This is a genomic window from Microbacterium sp. Y547, assembly GCF_057669785.1.
Genome location: NZ_JBYHFN010000002.1, coordinates 347,525 through 366,017 on the forward strand (window position 1 = coordinate 347,525; position 18,493 = coordinate 366,017).

Sequence of the window (18,493 nt, forward strand, 5' to 3'; positions counted from 1 at the left end):
CTCCGTCACCCGATCCCGTTCGTCGGTGTCATCTGGATCGCCTGCCACTCGACTTCCACGCCAGCGATGCGCACACTGCCGATCGACCAGAGCGCGATCTGGAAGCTCGAGGCGGTGACGTTGACGACGCGCGCGATGCCGACCTGCGACTGCCGGCCGCCGGACGCGGTCACGATCGGCGGGGCGGTGAACCGGCCCGGCGGGAACGTGACCGTCGTCAGCGCCGAGACCGCCGTGTTCACCCGCCCTGCCGCGGTCGCGAATGGCCGCGCCGCGCCGGCGCCGGTCTGTTCCCACACGGCATTGCCGAGGGTGTTCAGCACCAGCGACCATTCCTTGCCGCCGATGCGCACCTGCGTTCCAGGCCGGGTCAGGTACTGCAGCGCGAGATCGTCGAACGCGAGCATGCCGGCGTCGCCGGGCACGCACCGCAGGTCGACGAGCTCGGTCACCACGGCGCCCTGCACCCGTGCCAACGCGACCGGCTGTTCGTCCTCCGTGCCGGGTGCGTTCAGGCGGCCCGGGAGCGCCTTCGACGCGCCACCCTGCACCACCTCGAACGTCGTCTCACCAGCTGCCCACACGCGGCGCGCGACGATCAGGTCCCACCGGTCACCGGCGGCGAGGTTCAACGTCACCGGGGCGTCGTTCACCGCCATGACGCCATAGCCCCACCCGATGCCGGCGGCGAGCGTGACCGCCCGGTCGCCGGGCCCACCGATCGTGGGCCGCCAGGATGCGAAGTCCTTCACGCCGTACTGAGTCCCGGCCGCGAACGGGATGATCTGGGCCCACTCCGGAGCGTTGACGTCGCCCGCGTACCCCCAGCTCTGAGTGATCGCCACGACTACCGCCTTCCTTCGTCGCGCACACCGCGGGCAAGCCGGGCGAGCGCATGAGCCAACTGCACATCTGTGTCAGCCGCGACATCCGCCGCGCCGATCTGCGACGTCACCACGACGCCGTCCTCTGCGGTGTCCGTCACCGAAACCCCGGTGATCGGGAACGTCCCCTCCACGGGGCCGAAGGACACCTGCACGACATCGCCCTCGACGTAGGTCGTGACGTACTCGAACGTCTCCGTCTCGACAAGCTCGGTCGCCAGGCCGACCATCGCCCCGCCCTCGTCGACGGCCTGCTGCGCCTCGACGGCGATGTTCGCGCCGACGTCGGTGTTCCGCGCATCGACGAACGCCTCGATGATGTCGCTCCACGCCGCCTCACGCGCGCCGTCGATGACCTGCTTGAACTCGCGGGCCACTCCCTCGCCGCGGCCGCCGACGACCGCGCGGGTCGCTGTCGGTGAGGTCCGGTTGTACGTGAACCGATCAGGGACACCCGAGTCCAACGTGAACACACCGGGGACCGTCTCAGGCTCCCGCACATCCACGACCACTCCCCCGTCGACATAGTCGAGGGTCAGCACCAGACCGGCCGCGTCCAGCAGCGGGATGATCTTGTCTGCCAGCGGATGCATCCGCAGCTCTAGCCGCTGCCCGGGAAGGCCACGGTTCAGGTTCGGCGCGCAGGTCCACGGCACGCCGAGCCGGGTGAAGTTCGCCGTCAGCGCCGCCTTCACCACCGCCTCCGTAGTGCCCGTCGCGGTCCAGTACTCGACGCTCTGCGCGTTCAGGGCCGCGTTCGGACGTTGCCAGCCGAGCCAATCCCACAGCTTCCGGAAGTCGCCTTCCACCGTCGCAGTGATCTGCGCCGTCTCGTCGTCGCGGGGCACCTCCTTGATGCGCCCCCGGAACCGTTCGCCCCGGAAGAACACCCAGCACCGCGACCCATCTGCCCACACATGCTCAAGGGCCGGGTCGTCGTCGTCGAGCGTGAACGTCGCAGTCGGGATCCCGTTCGCGAGGACATGCATGTCCCCCTCGACCCCGGCCAGCTCGAGCACGTACTCGTCGGCGGCATCCGCGATCACGAACCGTAGACCGTCCACAGACACCCCCTCAGAACGCGCGGAAGTACAGCGGCCGCAGGTGGAACGACACCGCGCCGGTGCCCGTCGCGTTCACGTGTAGATCCATCGACCGGCCGGGCTGGATAGCGGCATACGCCTGCAGCCCCAGATCACGGGTCATGTTCGTGCCGGAGAACGAGGCGACCGATTCCGGCTTCGACGGGTCGATCGCGGCGCCGAGCGTCGCTGTCGGCCGCCGCGGGTCAGTGTCGATCCGAAGCATCTGACCTGCAGGCACGTCGAACGGCACCGTCACCACCGCATCACCGACGCCGAGGGACACACCTTCGAGCGGGCCACCGACCCACCAGACACCGTGCGCCGGCACGTCCCCCGGATTCGGGACCGTCGCCGACCCGAACGCGGAACCCGCCGAGATCGTGAACGGCGGCCCGGGGAAGAACGGCTGCGGATCCGGCGCCCGCCACGGGCCACGCGTGATCAGCGGGCCCTGCCAGAACGGCTGGTCCGCTTCCAACGTCACCCCGTACCGGCCCCACCCGCGCTGCGCAGGATCCACCTCGTACACGTGGGCGTCGTCGAAGACACCGGTGAGCGCGAGCTCGCGCGTCTCCCGCGCCTTCACCCGCCAGATACCCGGCCGGTCCGGGTGGATCGACGAGAAGAACGCGTCTTGCCGGTCGAGCCACTCCGCAGTCGAGTCGGCCCACAGATAGACCGGCCAGAACACGTCGCGCTCCTCAGCGCGCCACCCACGCCGACGAGCGCCAGGCACCGCCCGCGACCGCGACTTGAACTTCGTTATCTTCGGGAAGTGGAGACCCTCGATGCCGCGGCGATCGAGGAGAATCCCGGCGTCCTTATCGTTGAGGTTCCATACGGTTCCGTCCGGACCTTCCCACGTGAGCTGCAGGCCGACCCACTGATTCGTGGGGACCGGCGAGGGTGCCTGACCCGGACCGGACAGAATCAGCCGACTGATCATCGCACCCCCGCCGCTCGCAGCGCACCGGACCGGTTGACCCGGCGGCGCTTCTTCTTCTCGATGACCGAACCGATCTCCTCGGCGGCCGTGTCGGTCGTCACGCCGAAGAACTGGAACGTGTCGCCTTCGCCGCCGCCCTGGTCTGTGCCCGAGCTGTCCCCGGCTGCCGTGCCGCGCTGAGCGGACACTGCACCGGCGACCGTCGCTGACACGGACCCCATCGCCTGCTGCGCGCGAGACGTTGCGTTCTTCGCCATCTCGACCAGCGAGTCACCGAACGCCGGACCCTCGTCCTCGACACCGACCACGGCACCGCGCACGACGTCACGACCGGGCTGGATCATCCGCCGCGCGGGCGACTTGATCCCGAAGAAGGACTTGAACCCATCGAACGCAGCGCCCGCGAGATCCACGACGGCATCGACGATCGCGCCGACCATCGACCCGAGCCCGTTGATGATGCCCATCACGATCTGCACGCCGAGGTCCCACCAGTCGACGCCTATCAGGCCGTCCCAGATCGCCGAGATGATCTGAGGGAGCATCGCGATGATCTGCGGGATCGCCTTGACGAGTCCGGTGATCAGCGACACGACGAGCTTGATACCCGCCTCGATCAGCCGCGGAAGCATCTTGAGCAGCCCGGCGACGAGCTGCAGCACGAGATTGATCGCGGCCGTGATGAGCTGAGGCAGCGCGTTCACGAGACCCGTGATCAGCGACAGCAGCAGCTGAATGCCCGCCTCGATCAGCCGCGGCAGATTCTCGATGATCGCGCCGAGCAGCCCCATCACGAGCTGAAGCGCCGCCTCGAGCAGCATCGGCAGCGCCCCGATGATCCCCGTGACCAGGGACATCAGTAGCTGGATGCCGCCTTCGATGATCATCGGCAGAGCGCCCACGATCGCCGTCAGCAGAGCGGACACGAGCTGTACTGCCGCAGTAACCAGCAAGGGCAGAACAGCCACGATCCCGGAGATCAGCGCGGATACCAGAGCGATCGCTCCGGAGATGATCATCGGGAGCGCAGCGACGATCGCGGTGATCAGCCCCTGCACCAGCGCGACCGCACCCGACGCGATCGCCGGGATCGCTGTCACGAGTCCCGACACGAGCGCGCCGACGATCTCGACGCCTGCACTCAGCAGCGCCGGGATCTGCGACAGGATCGAGGACACCAGCTGCGGCACGAACGTGACGACCTGCGAAACCACGCCCGGCAGTGCGGCGACCACGGACTCGAACACACCGGTCAGCCCAGTAATGAGCCCGCCGATGTCGCCGCCCGACAGTGCGAGCCCAGCGAACGCGGCGGCCGCGATCCCCAGCGGCCCGCCGAGCAAGCCGAGCGCACCGGTCAGACCTGGCAGCAGCGACGACAGCATCGGGATGCGCGACAGCAGACCGCCGAGCCCGCCAGCACCGAGAGCGGTGAACGCGCCCACGAGCGGCCCGATGATCCCCGACAGCCCGCCGAGCCCGAACTCAGCGAGAGACGCGCCCTCGCCGATCCGGTTGAGCATTCCGGTGACCCAGTCCATAGCGGGACCGAGCACCTTCAGCAGCACGTTGCCGAAGGACTTCGCCTTCTCCTCGATGGGACCAAGCGCCGACGTCGCGGCCTGGATCAGCGGAGCGATCTTGCCGTAGAGCGGCTCGAGCGCGTTCGCACCGATACGCCCCATCGAGGCGAAGAAGTTCTTCGCCGCGCCGGGGACCGTGCGACCCATCTCCTCCGCGACGGTGCCGGCGGCCGCGGTCGCAGCTGCCGAGAACGTCTCGAAGTCGATCTTGCCTTCGGAGGCCATCTTGAAGACCTCGCCGGCAGTGACGCCGAGCTGGTCCGCGAGGGCCTGGTAAATCGGGATGCCCTTGTCGGCGAGCTGGCCGATGACGTCGTTCTGGACGCCGTTCGCCTGCGTGGCCGCCTTGTTGAAGATGGAGCCCATCTCCTCCATGGACATACCCGCTGCGGACGCGTTGTTCGCGATCCGCTTGAGGTGGCCTTGGAGTGCCTGCCCGGGAGCAATGCCCGCGGCGACAGCGGACGCGGCGACCGTAGCCGCCTCGCCCAGACCGAAGCTCGTGCCACGGACCGACGTCAGAGCGTCGTCCATGATCGTCTTCACCGAGCCGGCGTCGTTCCCGAGGCCGGTCAGCTTCGCGCGCGCGGTGTCGATCGACGTGAGCCGCGAGAACCCCTTGCCGAGCGCGACGCCGATTCCGGCCGCCGCGACGGTGACACCGGCTGTGGCGACAGACTTGATCCCGTTGCCGAGAGCCTGCCCCGCCGCCGACCCTGCACGCTGCGCAGCATCGACGACCGTCCGGAACGCGGACGTCGCCGCCGCGCCGACCGGGCCAGCGATGCCGCGGATGCTCGACGCGATCCGGGAGAGCGCCGGGCCCGCCGAGGCCGCAGCCTTCGAGAACAGACCGGACACCTGCGACGTGACAGGCTGCATCCAGCCCGCGACCTTGCCGCCGAGCTGCACGAACGGTGTCGCGATCGTGCGGCCGACGTTCGCGAGAACGCGCCCCACCGGAGCGAGAGCCGTGCCCACGCTCGACCCGATACCCGACAGCCAACGGCCAGCCGAAGTCCAGGCGCGCGCGAGCGATCCGCCGACCATCGTCGCGAGGGACGTGAACGACGTCGACACGCGCTGAGCAGTGAGCCGAGCCATCCGGCCGAGAGCGGTCAGTCCGGACACGTCCGAAACGGCGCGGGCCAGGCCACCGACCGAGCCTGCGACGCCCGTGAACGCCGAGCGTGCAGCGTTCGCGTTGGACGCACCCGCGCGGAAGTTCGACAGCATCTGACGCATGCCACCAGAGGCCGCGACCGTCGCCGCCGTGGTCGCTTCCTGCGCGGAGCGGAGCGCGCTCTGCGCCGACTGCAGCCGGGACGATGCCGCCGCGACCGCATCCGCCGACGCGGCATGCGTGCGACGCGCCGACGCCAGCCGCTCCTCAGCGGCGACAGCCTGCGACGAACCGGCACCGGACTTCTCGATCGCTTCCGCGAGCCGCGTCTCAGCGACCCGCACCCGCCCGGCATCGTCCTGCTGCTTCAGCCGTGCTCGAGCGAGCACCGACGACGCCGACGCGATCTCGGACGTGAGCTTCTTCGCCTGAGCGGCGCCGAGGTCACCCGCCGCCGACGACAGGGACGACTTCATGTCCTTGCCGAGCGCACGGCCGGCCTTCGCCCCGGCGCCCTTGAACCCGCCCTCGAACGACTTCGCGCCCGCCGCGCCCGCGCCCTTCGTCTCCTTCGTGACCCGGGACTTGAAACCCGTCATCACCGGGAAGATGCTGATATGTCCGGTGCCGACCTCAGACGACATGGCACCTCCTAGTCGGCGAACACGATGCCGCTTTCCAGCGCAGCCTCAGCGGCGGCGATCTCGTCCGGCGTTGCGTCCGGTTCCGTCTTCCGCCGCGGGTTTTGCATCGCCCACGGCATGACCTTCTTCATCGCCTTCTCGTTGCCGATCTGCGCCGCGAGGGTCAGCAGGTCGTGCATCGACGCCGGGTAAGCCCAGCCGGCGAGGTCCGCGCCGAACGCGGTTGAGGGGTCGGAAGCGGCTTCCTCGATGAGAAGGATCGCCTCGCCCCAGGAGACTGCGCCGCCCAGGTCCGAGAGCCCGACACCGAACTCCTCGCGCAGAGTGCGCGCAATCGCGGGCCGGTGCTCTCGGATGGTGTGGGCGACGCTCAGGATTCCGGGAGTGCCGCCCCGGCGATCCGCGCGAACACCGCGAAGAACTTGTCCGCCATCGCGATGGTCTCCGCGAGGTTGTGACGGGTGAACTCCGCGAGCGCTTCCTTGCCGCCCATCTGCTCGAGCAGGATCTTCACCTGATCGACGGGGTTGTCGGACTTGTCAGTGAGCTCGTCGAGGTCGTCGAGGCTGATCGACAGCGGCAGTCGCACGATCACGCCGTCCTCGAAGCGGCCGATGAAGTTCTTCTCGACGATGACGTAGCGGACATCGGGCTTGAGCGCCTCGATGGCCGTCTTCTCGTCTTCCTCCGACCAGTTGTCGAAGTCGTACTCGATGGTCTCGGTCTTGGTCTTGCTGGCGGCCATGTGTCGGCCCTCCTTCACGGGTCACGGGTTCGGGTTATGAGGCTGGCCGGGGCGACCCGATAGCACCCCGGCCAGCCGGTCTGTGTCAGTCCTCGACTTCGACGACACCAGGGGTGCCGACCCACTGCCAGAACGGCGCACCGTTGAACAGGTCGTGCTCCTGGTAGGTGAACGTCACAGCGCGGCCTTCGACCTCGCCACGGGTCTCCTGGTCGTCCTCGACACCGGTCACGGTGACGACGCCGACGCGGCGCTTCTCCTTGCCGTTGCGGTAGCGGGTGGAGGTGAAGAGGATCCACTGCCCGTCGGGCAGCGAGGACTTTGCCTCGATGACGCCGTTCGCGTCGGGGGTGGCACCTTCGGTCACCTTCTGGACGATGGTGTTGAGCTCGGCGAGGTTGATCGTCACCGCCCGGGTGCCGTCGCCGGCGAGCTTGTACCCGATCTGGAAGAACTCGATCGGGTCGCCGCTCTCGCGCGAGTTCGACGGGCCACCGTCGACCTTGAACAGGCCGAGGCGCTCGTACGCTGCCGGCAGAACCATCGGCGATGCGGCGAGCGCCGCCTTCGCGATCACGTTCGCTTCGGTGACGGGCGCGATCGCCGCCATTCCGGAGAGCGGGACGCCAACGGCGTCGAGGTCATTGCCCTGAGTGTCAGCGGCCATGGGTCTTACTCCTTCTCCCGCTGAGCGGGCATTCGATGGGGTGGGGGTGGCTCACCACGAGCCGGTGCCGACGTACTGCGCCGTCATGTAACGGCGAGCGACGTCGAGGGTTTCGGTGACCGGGTATGGACCGTTGCACCCAGACGGGACGACCGCGGCGATCGGCGGCGGGGCGATCGGCGGCGGCACCTCGAGACCGAGAGGAAGGTCGACGTCGAACAGGACACCGGCGAGCCATCGCGCGAGGTCATCCGCCGGCTTGTCGTACAGCCGCGACCCGGCCAGGACCGACGCGCCGATCGACCGATCGAACGTCACGTGAGACAAGCGCGGCCCGGAGTCGTCGCGGATCACGATGACCGGCCGGATGAGCGGCAGCGACAGCGTCGGCGGCTCCTTGTTCGACACTGTTACGTTCAAGCCTTCAGCGGCTGCGAGCGCCCGCACGTACATGGTCAGCCACAGCTCGAGGTTCGGGGGCGCGACCCTCACTGCTTCGCCGCTTTCAGCGCGCGGGCGAGGTTGCCGGTCTTGGACTCGATCAGCAGAGTCTTCGGATCGGTGCCGACGACACGCGTCGTGCGCCGGAAGCGGGACTGGTGATGCTCGATGCGAAGGCCGCTGCGATACGCGGCCGTGTCGACTGGTGCGCTCCGTTGCGCCGCACCGAGCGCACGGTTACCAGCGCCGTCAGTGAGCGCGTCGACCTTCGGATCGCGCAGCGCCGACTCGAAGAATCGCGCGTTGAACTTGATGTCGGTGTCGCCACTGCGAGCCATGCGAGCTCCTTCCGGTCAGCCGACCGCCCGGGTCAGCGGGATCTCTCGCGGTGGCGTCCACCCCGTGAAGGGGTTCGTGTCCGCCGCCGGCGGGATGCCGTCGATGCTGTAGGTCTCGCCCACCATCACGGTCCCCTCGGGGACCGTGATTGCGTCGTCGGGTAGCGACGGAATGAACGTGCCGGTGAAGACCCGGTCACCCTTCTGCACGTCGAACGCGCCATCGCAGAACAGCGACTTCGATTCGAGTGCTTGCTCACGCGTCGCGCTCGACAGCATCGAAGTCGACGACTGCGCGATGAACCCGTCAGGGATCGGCAGGACGGCGGGGACCGACCAGTCACCGCGGATCGACTCGCCAGAGTAAGGATCCGGGATGCTGCCAGCGCGCAGACGGTAGACGGTTTGCCCGTGCGGAAAGTTCATCGGTATCGCTCCGGCCAGAGGCCCGTCACGATTCCGGCTTCGGGGAAGCTTCCCCGCGGCAGTCCGCGCTGGGCCGCACTCGCGCACAGGGACCGGAGCGCCGCCTTGTCCTCGGGCATCCACGTTTCCGCATCCCGGTAGTCCACCGACGCGGGCCCGACCCGCTGCGCTCGCACCCGACGCGTGCCAGACGCGGGAGCTTCGGCGAGCACGCCGAGCAGGATCGCGATCGCGTCCTTCTTCTCCTCGCTGTCGTCAGCGAAGGAGTCGATACAGGGGGCGATGGAGCGTGCCGCGACGAGCAGACGTCGTGCGACGTTCTCATCGGCACCAGTGATGTCGTTCGGCGTGATCACTCCACCGCCCCCCTTCTCTTATCAGGACTCGGTCGGCGCCAGCGCGGCGACCTTGTCGTCCTTGTTCTTCGCGTCGCGCACATCGACGCCCTTCGCAGCCGCGAGCGCGTCGAGCTGCTTGTGGCTCCACTTCGTCGTCGGATCCCCCTCGGGGATCTCGACCGAACCGGACTCGGTCGAGTCGGGATCCTCGGACTCGTCGTCCTCAGACTCCACGGGCTCGCCGATGGTCGGCTCCGGGTTGAACCGGTCGAACCGCTCGAGGTCGTCGTCGTGCACGTCGACCTCGTCGCCGAGGTAGCCGGTGACCGGGCGGCCAGCGGCGTCGGTGAAGACGACGAAGCCGGCGCGGACAGTGCGGGCAGCCATCAGCCGGCCAGCCCTGTCAGCTTGAACACCGAGAACGGGTCCGTGATGTACGACACGAAGCGCGCGTCGGTCTGCACCCACGTGCGCTGCGTGCCCGGTTCACGCCAGGTCTCTGTGCTCAGCGGCTTCTCGGCCCGCATCTCACCGGGCTGGCCCGCCGCGACGGCGTATGCCGTGCCCGGGGCGACCCGGTTGGAAGCGCGCAGCGTCTCGATGCCGTAGGCCTCGAGCATGTCGGCGAGGTCGTCGCCGTACACGATGCGCAGCTGCAGCGCCTGATCGGGGTTCAGGATCAAGGTGTCGATCTCGACGCCCAGCTCCTGCTTATCTGCGAGACCCTGGACGCGGGCGATGTCGGACGCCGGCCAGAGGGCCGCGTTCGTCTGCCCCGAGCCACCGGTGACGACCGTGTTCCAGTTCGTGCCGACCACGACCTGCGACGGGAGCTGCGCGAGGGTCGCGTCCACGATCGCGATGCCGCGGGCGTCCTGACGCCGCACCATCGCGTTCATGATCTTGCGACCTTCTCGCTGGATCTTGCCGCTGTCGTTGCGATCGCGCGCCTCGTCGGTGACGAAGAACTTCCCACCGTGCTTCTCGACAGCAGCGACCTTCGGCTCACCGTCCTCCGAGGTGAGGTTCGGGAACTCCCCGCCAGGCGCGACCTCCTGAACGTCCCGCGTCGGGAAGAGATCGTTCAGCGTGAGCTGGTCGTAGATGACCGCCCCGCCTGACACCCCACCCGGGGTCGAGAAGAACAGAGGGCTGATGTAGTTCCGCAGTTCGATGTCCGACAGGTAGCGGGTGATGCGCGTCGGCTGGTTGAGCATCGTCTCAACCGTGATGGTGGAACCGTTGACGGTCGGCGCCGCGAAGGGGTACGCGGTGGCGTTGGCATTGGCCATGATTTAGCTCTCCTTTCTCAGTAGAGCTCGATGAAGACGTCGTTGCCGGAGGTTCCGGCCGACCAGGCGCGGCCGCGGGCCTTGCCAGAGGCGAGCGTGACAGCACGCCCGTTGGAGCCGACCTCGATCTCGGCACCGACAGCGATCGTGCCGCCCGCCGTGACGGGGACGATCTGACCGGGACCCCGGAGGACGTGCAGCTTGCCGCCGGACGCGGTGTCGCGCGAGGCAACGCCCACGCTCAGGCCCGCGGCGGTGGCGGTGACGACAGTCGCCGGCGTCCCAGCGGTGACGCCGAGCGGCGCCGAGATGTCGACGAAGGTCTTGCCGGTGATCGCTCCGCCCGCCGTAGCGGTGAGGTCAGCGCCCGGCCGGTAGGCCGGGATGCATTCGTTGGCCATGATGGTTCCTCTCAGCGCTTCCAGTGCGCGGGGTAGGCGTCGCCCTCGACGGACGCCGTGGCGAGCCCGATCTCCTCGACCGGGACGGTGTTCTTGGCGAGCGAGGCCAGCACCGTGGTGGTGCCCTCTTCGTCGCTGTCGAGCAGCGCGCGGAAGTGGTCCCGCGACGCGGCGGTGATGCGGCCCTCTTCGAGCGCGGTCGCGATGATGCCGTCGCGGCGGGCACGGGTCTGCTCGGCGCGGGCCTCGGCGCCCATGCGGGCGTCGCGCTGCATCTCTGCCAGGACGGTCGCGTCGATCGCGACGATGCCCTCCGGCAGCGCGGCGGTGGGTGTGTTGGTGATGGTGGCGGTCGGGTGCTCGTCGGTGACGGCCGTGGCCGCCTCCGTCGAGGTTTCGGCATCGGTCGTGCCGAGCCGCTCGACACCAGCCTGGGGGGCGTCGTTTGCCACGACGTTCTCCTTTCGGTTGGGGGTACCCGGCTCGGACGAGCTCGGGGGCTTCGGAGCCGTCGCGCGCGCGGAGGCGGCGGCGGCGCGGATGCGTGCTGCATCCTCGGGTTCGCTGGAGATGACGAGGATCACGTCGTCTTCGTCGGCGCTATCACCGACTGTCGATGCGATGCCCGCATCGGGCACAGTGTCGACCCGGTCAGCCAGGCCGAGCTCCACAGCGTCCGCGGCGCTCAGCCACGTCTCCGCTGCGAGCAGCGCGGCCCAGTCCTTCTCGCCGGCCTTGTCGGCGTAGACCTCGACCATCGACTCCTCGAGCTTGTCGAGGAAGTCAGCCTGCTTGCGCATCTCGGCCGAGTTACCCCATGCGATCGACGACGGCGAGTGGATCATCATCTGGCTGCCGGGGCTCATAACCGTCTCGGTGCAGCCGGCGGCAATGAACGACGCTGCCGACGCGGCAAGGCCATCGACGACTGCGGTCACCCGGGCACGATGCGCACCGAGCATGTTGAGGATCGCCATCGCCTCCCATACCTCTCCACCGGGCGAGTTGATGCGCAGCACGATCTGCTCGACCGACGCGGGGAGGGCGTCGAGGACGCGGGCGACGTCCTCGGTGGAGATGCCCCACCAGCCACCCCACGAGTCGATCGGTCCGTACATGCGGACCGTGGCCACCGTCTGGTCGCCCTCCGCTGACGCCGTGGTCACCGCGTTGAAGAACTCCGCCTTCGACGTCGGCGGCTCCATCGAGCCCCAGTACCGGCGCTCTCGACGTTCGTCTCGCTCCTTCTCGGCGGCCTTGGCCGCACGCACCGGGGCGTCCATATTGCGGGTCATGCGGCCTCCTCAGGCTCGTTCGATGGAATGCGGCTCACGTCCGAGCCATCCCCGCTGAGCTCGCCTCCGGCGCGCCGGATGATCTCGCGCGCCTCGTCCTGTCGCAGCGGGGGCTTGTCAGTCGCTAGGTAGACCTTCTGCGCGGTCTCTGCGACGAACCGGGCGCGCTCCACCTCCGTGCTGTCGTCCTGGACTGCAACCTCGCCCTTGACCGGCAGGCCGTACTTCGCCCGCAGGAACTCCTCGAGCTGCGGATCGTTAGACAGCGCGCCGCACTCGATGAGCGCCTTGATCGACTCCGCTGTCACGGGCTGTTGCTCGCCAATGGCGGTCGCCACCAGCCGGGGCGCCGGCTCAGTCGGTCCCCAGTTCTGGTCGACGAGGTCTTCGATCACGTGCTGGTTGAATACGTCCGCGACCTGCTGTGCAACCGCGTTGAGGGAGTCGGTGAAGAAGTTCGCGAACGTCGACCCGAGCGCCCACGACCCTGTCTCGGTGCCGAGGTTCAGGAAGTGCGCGAGCACTGCGCGGGCGATCTGCTCGTCGTAGTACCGGATCGGCTTGTCGAGATCGGGGATCTTGCCTGTCACGCCGACGAATGCGAGAGACGACCCGTGCGCGACCGACACCCCGGCGGCGTCGCCCGCGCGGGCGGCCTTGGCAATCTTCTCGCCCCGAGCGATCTGCTCATCCATCCACTCGATCGCCTCGTTATAGGGCATATCCTCGGGAATCTCCGGGGCGGTGAAGACCGGCATGCCGAGGCCATTACGCTCGGCGGTGAGTGCCTGGATGCGCAGCACCCGGTCCTTCAGTACTGCCATCTTGTACGCGGCGCGAAGCAGCGACTCGCCAACCCAGTTCGCCCCCTCGCGCTCGTGGATGAACGCAACGAGACGGTCGACACCGATCATCTTCTCGACGCCGTGCTGATGGATGCCGACGAGGCCGCCGTCGCGAGCAACCTTGATCTCGGAGATCGTGCGCGGTGGCCGCCATGCAAGCTTCGCGAGATGCGCGCGACCGAATGCGTCATAGTCATAGACCTGCTCGAAGTACGAGTGCCCGTAGACGAGCATGAGCAGTGCGAGCCGCAGAGCCTCCTTGAAGGAGAACCGGCCCTTCGACCGCAGCGGAGCGACGAACGGCTCGCCCTTGACCGCGAGACCCAGATCAGCCGCCACGTGCGCGACGACCTCAGGCCGACACCCCGACCCGTCAACTACCCACTCCGTGCGGAGGATAGGCAGCGTGACAGCCCGCAGCACCGACTTCACCTGAGGATCTTCGCGGCGCATCCGGTCGGACACCTCGACCGACTTCGGCCACACCCAGTCCGGGTTCGTCTCGTTCGAGAAGTCCGCGGCGATGCTCCCCCAACCGAGGAGCCCGATGTCCGCCTGGTATCCGGTTTCAGTCACGGCGGCCTCCTTCGTCTAGAACTGGAACGTCGCCAGATCCACCTCGTCGCGGTCGACGTCGGCGCGCTTGATCACGCGCGCAGCGGGCGGTGGCGGGGTTTGCTTCTTCGGTGACGCCTCGGACTTGAGCACGCCCCACAGCGCCCACGTCACGGCCTGCGCGATCGTGACCGGCTTCGTCGGGTCGGACTGCTCCCACGTCTCGCCGGCGCGGCCGATGTTGCGGGTCGTCGCGAACTGCAGCGACTTGGTCACTTCTTCTTGCGGGCGGTGCGGCACGAGGCCGGCGTTGACGTGCTCGATGAACAGGCTGTGAGCTGCGGCGATCTCGTCGAGGTTCATCGCGAGGTACTTCACCTTCGCGCGGTCCAGCGCAGAGAGGACCGCGGCCGCGTTCTTGGCGTCCAGGACGAGCAGCGGGTTGCCGTGCTCGGCCTTCAGCTTCTTGAGCTCCGCGGCGATCCACATCGTGCCGCTGTCCGAGCGGTGGTGCTCGACAGCGATCGATTCGTCGACACGGGTCGCTTTCGCGATGGTGCCGTAGCCTCCGCCGCGGCCGAGTGCCAGCGCGAGCACCATGCCGTCGCCGTCGACTCCGGCTGCCTCGTCGGCGTGCCGACCCCAGACCTCGAGGTCGAGCTTCGACAGCGGCTTCTCTTCCTCGGCGACACGCGACGGCCAGATCGACAGCCGCTGGCGTGCGAACGCCTCGGGGCTGGTCTGCCCCATGCGGTCCCAGTCGTCCTGGACGGTCTTCCACGCAAGCCGGATCCCGAGCCCGGGGTTCGCCTCCCGCCACACCTGCCGCGACCCGAGGTCGAGCTTCGCTGCGGTCTTCGGGTCATCAGACCCGACCGGCGTGTGCTCGATCCATCCCGTGCGCTCGAAACCGCCCTTGCGGCCACGGTCGCGCAGGCCCTCGAAATACTCGCCGTCCTGGTCTTCCTTCGGCACTGTGCCGGTGAACAGCACTTGCTTGTTCGGGCTCGCGTCGGTGGTCGGCAGTAGAGCCTCAAGAATGGTCAGCGGCGAGTGCTGCGCTTCGTCGACAATCAGTACATCGAACGACATGCCGACGCCGGCCGCGCCGGTCCTGGTGAAGAACACCAGCCGGTTACCGTTCTTCAGCTCGATCGCCCAGTTACCATTCCCGGTCGAAATGCCGGTGATGCCCTGGGCGGTCTGCCTGCCACCGCCGACAAGCTGCGAGCGGAGTACGGGCGACCCCAAGATCGCGCGCTTCGCCCGGCGAAACGCTTCGCGTGCGGTCGCGCCCTCGTGCGCCGTGTGGCCGATGAGCTTCGGCGCGCCGTCCTCGCGCGGCCAGAGGTAAAGGTGGGAGAGCTCGTACGGCAGCAGAATGCCGCCCTTGCCCTGCTGGCGGGACACCAGCTCACCGAACTCGGTCGCGGCCCACTGGCCGAACGCGTCAACCGAGACGATCGCCTCGAGGCTGCCTTCCTGCCACGGATCCGGGACGATGCTCGCGATGTCGCAGATATCGAGGACATCGTCGATCAGCGAACCGACTCGACTAAGCGGAAGCGTCCTGACTCTGGGCTCTTGCAGCCCGAGCTGCTCGGGCTTCAGCGAGTTGCTCGGCAAGGGTCATCTCCTTCGGCGGCTCCACCGGCCCACGCTTCGCCTCGACTGCCGCCCGGAACTCCCGTGCTATCGGCGCGACCCTCGTCGGGTCCTTCTCTGCGACAGTCGTGAACGCCTTCCGGAGCGTCGTGACGATCAGCTCGAGGTCGTCGACCTCGGCGTCGTCAGCGGTCGACGTCGCGACTTCACCTTCGGGTTCGAGCCGGGATGCCGCGGGCGACCGGCGCGAGGCCCGCTGAGCTTCGGTGTGCGCCTGACGGCACGCATCATCGACCGTTTCGCCGTTGCGGAGGTGGCGGCGGTACGCGGAATCGGTGCCGCAGGGTGCCTTCGGGCGTCCCATTCACCCACCTCCTCCCAATTCCCCCACATTCGCGTTCTCACCCGCGGAGAGAGGCGCCAGGACCGCGCGGGAGGTGGGCAGTGGCCGGGCATCGCTGGATTTTTTGAGCGATGCCCGGCCGGGTGCTGATCGTCACGCAGGATTCGAACCCGCCACCCCGAGGGGTATGACCCTTTCGGGTCGGTGGCCATGCCTTACGCTGCGTTCTCAGCAGCCAGCCACCACACCAGTCCGATCAGTACAGCCATCATGGGGACGCCCGGGCGGTCGGTCAGCGCGGCTGTGTCCGGCTGAGGACGCAGGCGGGGTCGTGGCGGCCGTGCTCGGCGTTGCACACAGGGCACGGAAGGTCGACCTCGATGTAGTTGTGGCACGAGAGCTCGTGCGGTCTCCCCAGCCGGCATGGCCGGTCACAGGGTCCGTTGATACCGCTCGGCATCATGCCCGGCTGGTCCAGGTGGCCCAGGCCATGCGCAGGAACGCGACAGCGAGTCCACGGCGGTAGCGGCGGGCGCAAAGGGTGACCCCTGCCCCGCGTCCCGTAGCGCGCAGCTCCGAGGCGACAGTGCCCACCTCGACGGGGTCGCTGTTGCCCGTGGCGATGAGGATGCGGGTCTTGATGGTGCCAGCGATCGCGGCCATGGTCACGCCTCCCGGGTCGTGGCGAGGCACGGTGCCACGTGGGGCAGGAGTGCTTCGCGGTCCTCGGGGGTGAGCCCGGGTGCGTCCCACAGTGCGTCAGCGACGACACCATGCGCGGCGTGCACGCTGCGGGGTGTGACGATGGCGACAGGGTCGATGCCGGCGGCGAGTGCCTCGTCGCGTCCTATGACCTTCGACGGGGCGAGCACGACGATGCGCTGCTTCGGGTCAGGTGCGACGTCGACACGCTCGATGGCGTCGGTCTTCCGGATCTCCTCGACAGCGGCGGCGACCCGCTCGTCAAGGTCGGCTTGGAACTCGGGGGACGCGATGATCACGTCCACGCGGTGACTGGTGCTCATGCGGGCTCCTCGGGTGAGTAGTGACCGCCGACGACGTCGCGGGCCATCTGCTCGCACTCGGCGCGGTTCTCGTATCCCTGACCGCCATCGGTCGCGATGATGCGGCCATTGGTCGCGATCAGGCGCCACGCCCACTTACCGTCAGCGCGCTTATAGACCTCGACCCGCGGGCCCATCACGCCACGTCCAGTGTGATCGCGGTGAGGATCGCCCCCACTGCGCCGATCGCTCGGGCGGCGGCGTCAGCCTCGCTCTGGTCCAGTTCAGCGATCCGGGTCGTAGCCGGCTCGCCTTCCAGCGTCCGCAACTCGGACGTCTCCACCTCGACCTGATCAATCACGATCGCGAACGGTGTGCTGAAGTACTCCCCCGCGACCTCAGACGGAAGCTCAAGGATCTGGATACGTGCCATGACGGGTTCCTCTCGGGTGAAACGCGATCAGGTCGCAGCCCATATCTCGACGGCTGCGTGGTTGCTCTTGCGGCTGTTGCAGGACAGGTGCATCGGCACGAGGTGGCCGAGCAGGTGGCCTCCGTTGTCGAGGGCGTCGTCGTGGTCAGCGGTGAAGCTCATGCGTTGGCCGGCGGGCAGCGTGGTGTCGATCTGCTCGCCGCATCCCCAACCGTGTGTGGACCCGTACCCGCAGGGCAGCTTCTCGCGCGCGGTGCGGCGCTTCAGCGCGGCCTGCCGGCGACGGTACGCCCGGTGACCCTTGCCGTCCCGGATGCTGCGGTTGCTCACGTCCGGCCTCCCGCGTCGTGGGGGTGGACGCTCGAAGGACCCGAACCGCCCCGAGCGTCCACCCTTCACGCCAACGCCCCACAGCGCGCGAACCGCCTCGATGTCATGGTGTGTGACGTGCGGCCGCAGGGCGGGCCCGGACCAGGGCACCGGTCCGGAAGTCAGGCCAGGAACGACGAAAGCCCCACCCGAGATCCGGTGTGAGGCCCTGTGACGCACCTAGCGTGCTAGCACAGCGTACTGCATACCCGCGACACACGGTAGGGGTGCCGCGCCGATAGCGTGCGGGCTAGCGCCGGCTCGGTCACCAGCCCCCTAGCCTCGCAGCCCGAACGCATCCAGGATTACGGCGAGAGTAAAACCGCCCGCCACACCCAACAGCGCAACTACTGTTTGCACCTTGTACTGCTGTCGCACAGTCGCTTTAGCCTGAAAACGCTGTGCGCGGGAGGTGTCTCGGAAGTAGATGCCACGTGGTTTCACCATCTGGCTGAGGTAAATCTTGCGGGCGAAATAGACTGCGACAGCTGCTGCTCCCACCGCCGCCGCGAATCCGAAGACCACTCCTGTCGGCGTCCACCCCGAGGTCATGCCCGTGAAGGTGGCGAGAAACATGACTGCAGGCGGAATAAGCGTCAGCAGATAGGAGAGCCGCCCCAATTGGAGGACCGGTTTGCCGTTAGCCAATAGGAATTCAGCGATCCGCTCGGCCAGCAGCCCCTCGGCCTCCGGGACCCGATCGCCTCTCTCCCAGAACTCCACCAGGACGGCGTTCCCTTCGGCCCGGAGGAAAATGCGGACTTTGATGGGCGTCGGGACCCCGTGCGCCATCTGCTCATCCACGACGGAGACCTCAGCCATCAGCGTCGAGCGGGCGTGAGGACTCAAGTCCAGAATGTCTTCCGAATTGAGGGGCAAGCGGCCCTGCGTCAGGTACGTCGTCGAGACGTAGGCTCCCTTTGGTAGCCGACCTTCGAGATGATCTTTCGTGAAGCTGACAACCTCGAGCGCCGTTTCAATGTCGAGGAGTAGCGGACGGAGGGTCACGGAGCCGGGCTCGTCACTGGACATTCCGGGCAGGGGGCGGACCCGTGGGCCATACAGCCAGTTCAGAGACATGGCCGCAAATCTATCGGCATCGAGTGGCGCGCTCCCACACCCCGCATACTC

The 18,493-nt window shown here is 68.1% G+C and carries 23 protein-coding genes; all 23 read right to left on the reverse strand.

The window, feature by feature from the left end:
• Positions 1 to 5 precede the first annotated feature (5 nt).
• On the reverse strand, positions 6 to 845 hold the full coding sequence (locus AC25Y0_RS04610; protein ID WP_488134265.1) for an H-type lectin domain-containing protein: 840 nt from the start codon (positions 843 to 845) through the stop codon (positions 6 to 8).
• 2 nt (positions 846 to 847) lie between these two features.
• The gene (locus AC25Y0_RS04615; protein ID WP_488134266.1) at positions 848 to 1,948 is read right to left on the reverse strand and encodes a Gp37-like protein; all 1,101 of its coding nucleotides are present in this window, start codon (positions 1,946 to 1,948) and stop codon (positions 848 to 850) included.
• Positions 1,949 to 1,958: 10 nt separating this feature from the next.
• Positions 1,959 to 2,660, reverse strand: a complete 702-nt coding sequence (locus AC25Y0_RS04620) for a hypothetical protein (protein ID WP_488134267.1) — start codon at positions 2,658 to 2,660, stop codon at positions 1,959 to 1,961.
• A gap of 251 nt (positions 2,661 to 2,911) precedes the next feature.
• Positions 2,912 to 6,265, reverse strand: a complete 3,354-nt coding sequence (locus AC25Y0_RS04625; protein WP_488134268.1) for a phage tail protein — start codon at positions 6,263 to 6,265, stop codon at positions 2,912 to 2,914.
• A gap of 8 nt (positions 6,266 to 6,273) precedes the next feature.
• Positions 6,274 to 6,444 carry a hypothetical protein gene (locus tag AC25Y0_RS04630; RefSeq protein ID WP_488134269.1) on the reverse strand — a complete coding sequence of 57 codons (171 nt, stop codon included), beginning with the start codon at positions 6,442 to 6,444 and terminating at the stop codon, positions 6,274 to 6,276.
• Positions 6,445 to 6,635: 191 nt separating this feature from the next.
• The gene (locus tag AC25Y0_RS04635) at positions 6,636 to 7,010 is read right to left on the reverse strand and encodes a hypothetical protein (RefSeq protein ID WP_488134270.1); all 375 of its coding nucleotides are present in this window, start codon (positions 7,008 to 7,010) and stop codon (positions 6,636 to 6,638) included.
• Positions 7,011 to 7,095: 85 nt separating this feature from the next.
• On the reverse strand, positions 7,096 to 7,677 hold the full coding sequence (locus tag AC25Y0_RS04640; protein ID WP_488134271.1) for a hypothetical protein: 582 nt from the start codon (positions 7,675 to 7,677) through the stop codon (positions 7,096 to 7,098).
• Positions 7,678 to 7,728: 51 nt separating this feature from the next.
• Positions 7,729 to 8,169 (reverse strand): hypothetical protein, encoded by a 441-nt coding sequence (locus AC25Y0_RS04645; RefSeq protein WP_488134272.1) that lies wholly within the window; start codon positions 8,167 to 8,169, stop codon positions 7,729 to 7,731.
• Positions 8,166 to 8,456: an HK97 gp10 family phage protein gene (locus AC25Y0_RS04650; RefSeq protein ID WP_488134273.1), complete on the reverse strand. Its 291-nt coding sequence runs from the start codon at positions 8,454 to 8,456 to the stop codon at positions 8,166 to 8,168. Before AC25Y0_RS04650 ends, AC25Y0_RS04645 begins: the two co-directional genes overlap by 4 nt.
• 15 nt (positions 8,457 to 8,471) lie before the next feature.
• Positions 8,472 to 8,882: a hypothetical protein gene (locus AC25Y0_RS04655; RefSeq protein ID WP_488134274.1), complete on the reverse strand. Its 411-nt coding sequence runs from the start codon at positions 8,880 to 8,882 to the stop codon at positions 8,472 to 8,474.
• Positions 8,879 to 9,238, reverse strand: coding sequence for a hypothetical protein (locus AC25Y0_RS04660; protein ID WP_488134275.1), 360 nt, complete (start codon positions 9,236 to 9,238; stop codon positions 8,879 to 8,881). The genes AC25Y0_RS04655 and AC25Y0_RS04660 overlap by 4 nt, the downstream gene beginning before the upstream one ends.
• Positions 9,239 to 9,259: 21 nt before the next feature.
• Positions 9,260 to 9,607, reverse strand: a complete 348-nt coding sequence (locus tag AC25Y0_RS04665) for a hypothetical protein (RefSeq protein ID WP_488134276.1) — start codon at positions 9,605 to 9,607, stop codon at positions 9,260 to 9,262.
• Complete coding sequence (locus AC25Y0_RS04670) at positions 9,607 to 10,512, reverse strand: major capsid protein (protein ID WP_488134277.1); 906 nt, start codon at positions 10,510 to 10,512, stop codon at positions 9,607 to 9,609. Before AC25Y0_RS04670 ends, AC25Y0_RS04665 begins: the two co-directional genes overlap by 1 nt.
• 17 nt (positions 10,513 to 10,529) lie before the next feature.
• On the reverse strand, positions 10,530 to 10,913 hold the full coding sequence (locus AC25Y0_RS04675) for a hypothetical protein (RefSeq protein ID WP_488134278.1): 384 nt from the start codon (positions 10,911 to 10,913) through the stop codon (positions 10,530 to 10,532).
• Positions 10,914 to 10,924: 11 nt separating this feature from the next.
• A complete protein-coding gene (locus tag AC25Y0_RS04680; protein ID WP_488134279.1) occupies positions 10,925 to 12,208 on the reverse strand; it encodes a head maturation protease, ClpP-related in 1,284 nt (427 codons plus the stop codon).
• Positions 12,205 to 13,629: a phage portal protein family protein gene (locus AC25Y0_RS04685; RefSeq protein WP_488134280.1), complete on the reverse strand. Its 1,425-nt coding sequence runs from the start codon at positions 13,627 to 13,629 to the stop codon at positions 12,205 to 12,207. The genes AC25Y0_RS04680 and AC25Y0_RS04685 overlap by 4 nt, the downstream gene beginning before the upstream one ends.
• A 15-nt stretch (positions 13,630 to 13,644) precedes the next feature.
• On the reverse strand, positions 13,645 to 15,234 hold the full coding sequence (locus AC25Y0_RS04690) for a hypothetical protein (RefSeq protein WP_488134281.1): 1,590 nt from the start codon (positions 15,232 to 15,234) through the stop codon (positions 13,645 to 13,647).
• Between the two features lie 781 nt (positions 15,235 to 16,015).
• Positions 16,016 to 16,219 (reverse strand): hypothetical protein, encoded by a 204-nt coding sequence (locus tag AC25Y0_RS04695; RefSeq protein ID WP_488134282.1) that lies wholly within the window; start codon positions 16,217 to 16,219, stop codon positions 16,016 to 16,018.
• Between the two features lie 2 nt (positions 16,220 to 16,221).
• Positions 16,222 to 16,581 (reverse strand): hypothetical protein, encoded by a 360-nt coding sequence (locus tag AC25Y0_RS04700; RefSeq protein ID WP_488134283.1) that lies wholly within the window; start codon positions 16,579 to 16,581, stop codon positions 16,222 to 16,224.
• Positions 16,578 to 16,757: a YegP family protein gene (locus AC25Y0_RS04705; protein ID WP_488134345.1), complete on the reverse strand. Its 180-nt coding sequence runs from the start codon at positions 16,755 to 16,757 to the stop codon at positions 16,578 to 16,580. The genes AC25Y0_RS04700 and AC25Y0_RS04705 overlap by 4 nt, the downstream gene beginning before the upstream one ends.
• Positions 16,757 to 16,993, reverse strand: a complete 237-nt coding sequence (locus AC25Y0_RS04710; protein WP_488134284.1) for a hypothetical protein — start codon at positions 16,991 to 16,993, stop codon at positions 16,757 to 16,759. The genes AC25Y0_RS04705 and AC25Y0_RS04710 overlap by 1 nt, the downstream gene beginning before the upstream one ends.
• Before the next feature lie 27 nt (positions 16,994 to 17,020).
• Positions 17,021 to 17,323, reverse strand: a complete 303-nt coding sequence (locus AC25Y0_RS04715) for a hypothetical protein (protein WP_488134285.1) — start codon at positions 17,321 to 17,323, stop codon at positions 17,021 to 17,023.
• Between the two features lie 315 nt (positions 17,324 to 17,638).
• Complete coding sequence (locus AC25Y0_RS04720; RefSeq protein ID WP_488134286.1) at positions 17,639 to 18,442, reverse strand: hypothetical protein; 804 nt, start codon at positions 18,440 to 18,442, stop codon at positions 17,639 to 17,641.
• Between the last annotated feature and the right edge of the window lie 51 nt (positions 18,443 to 18,493).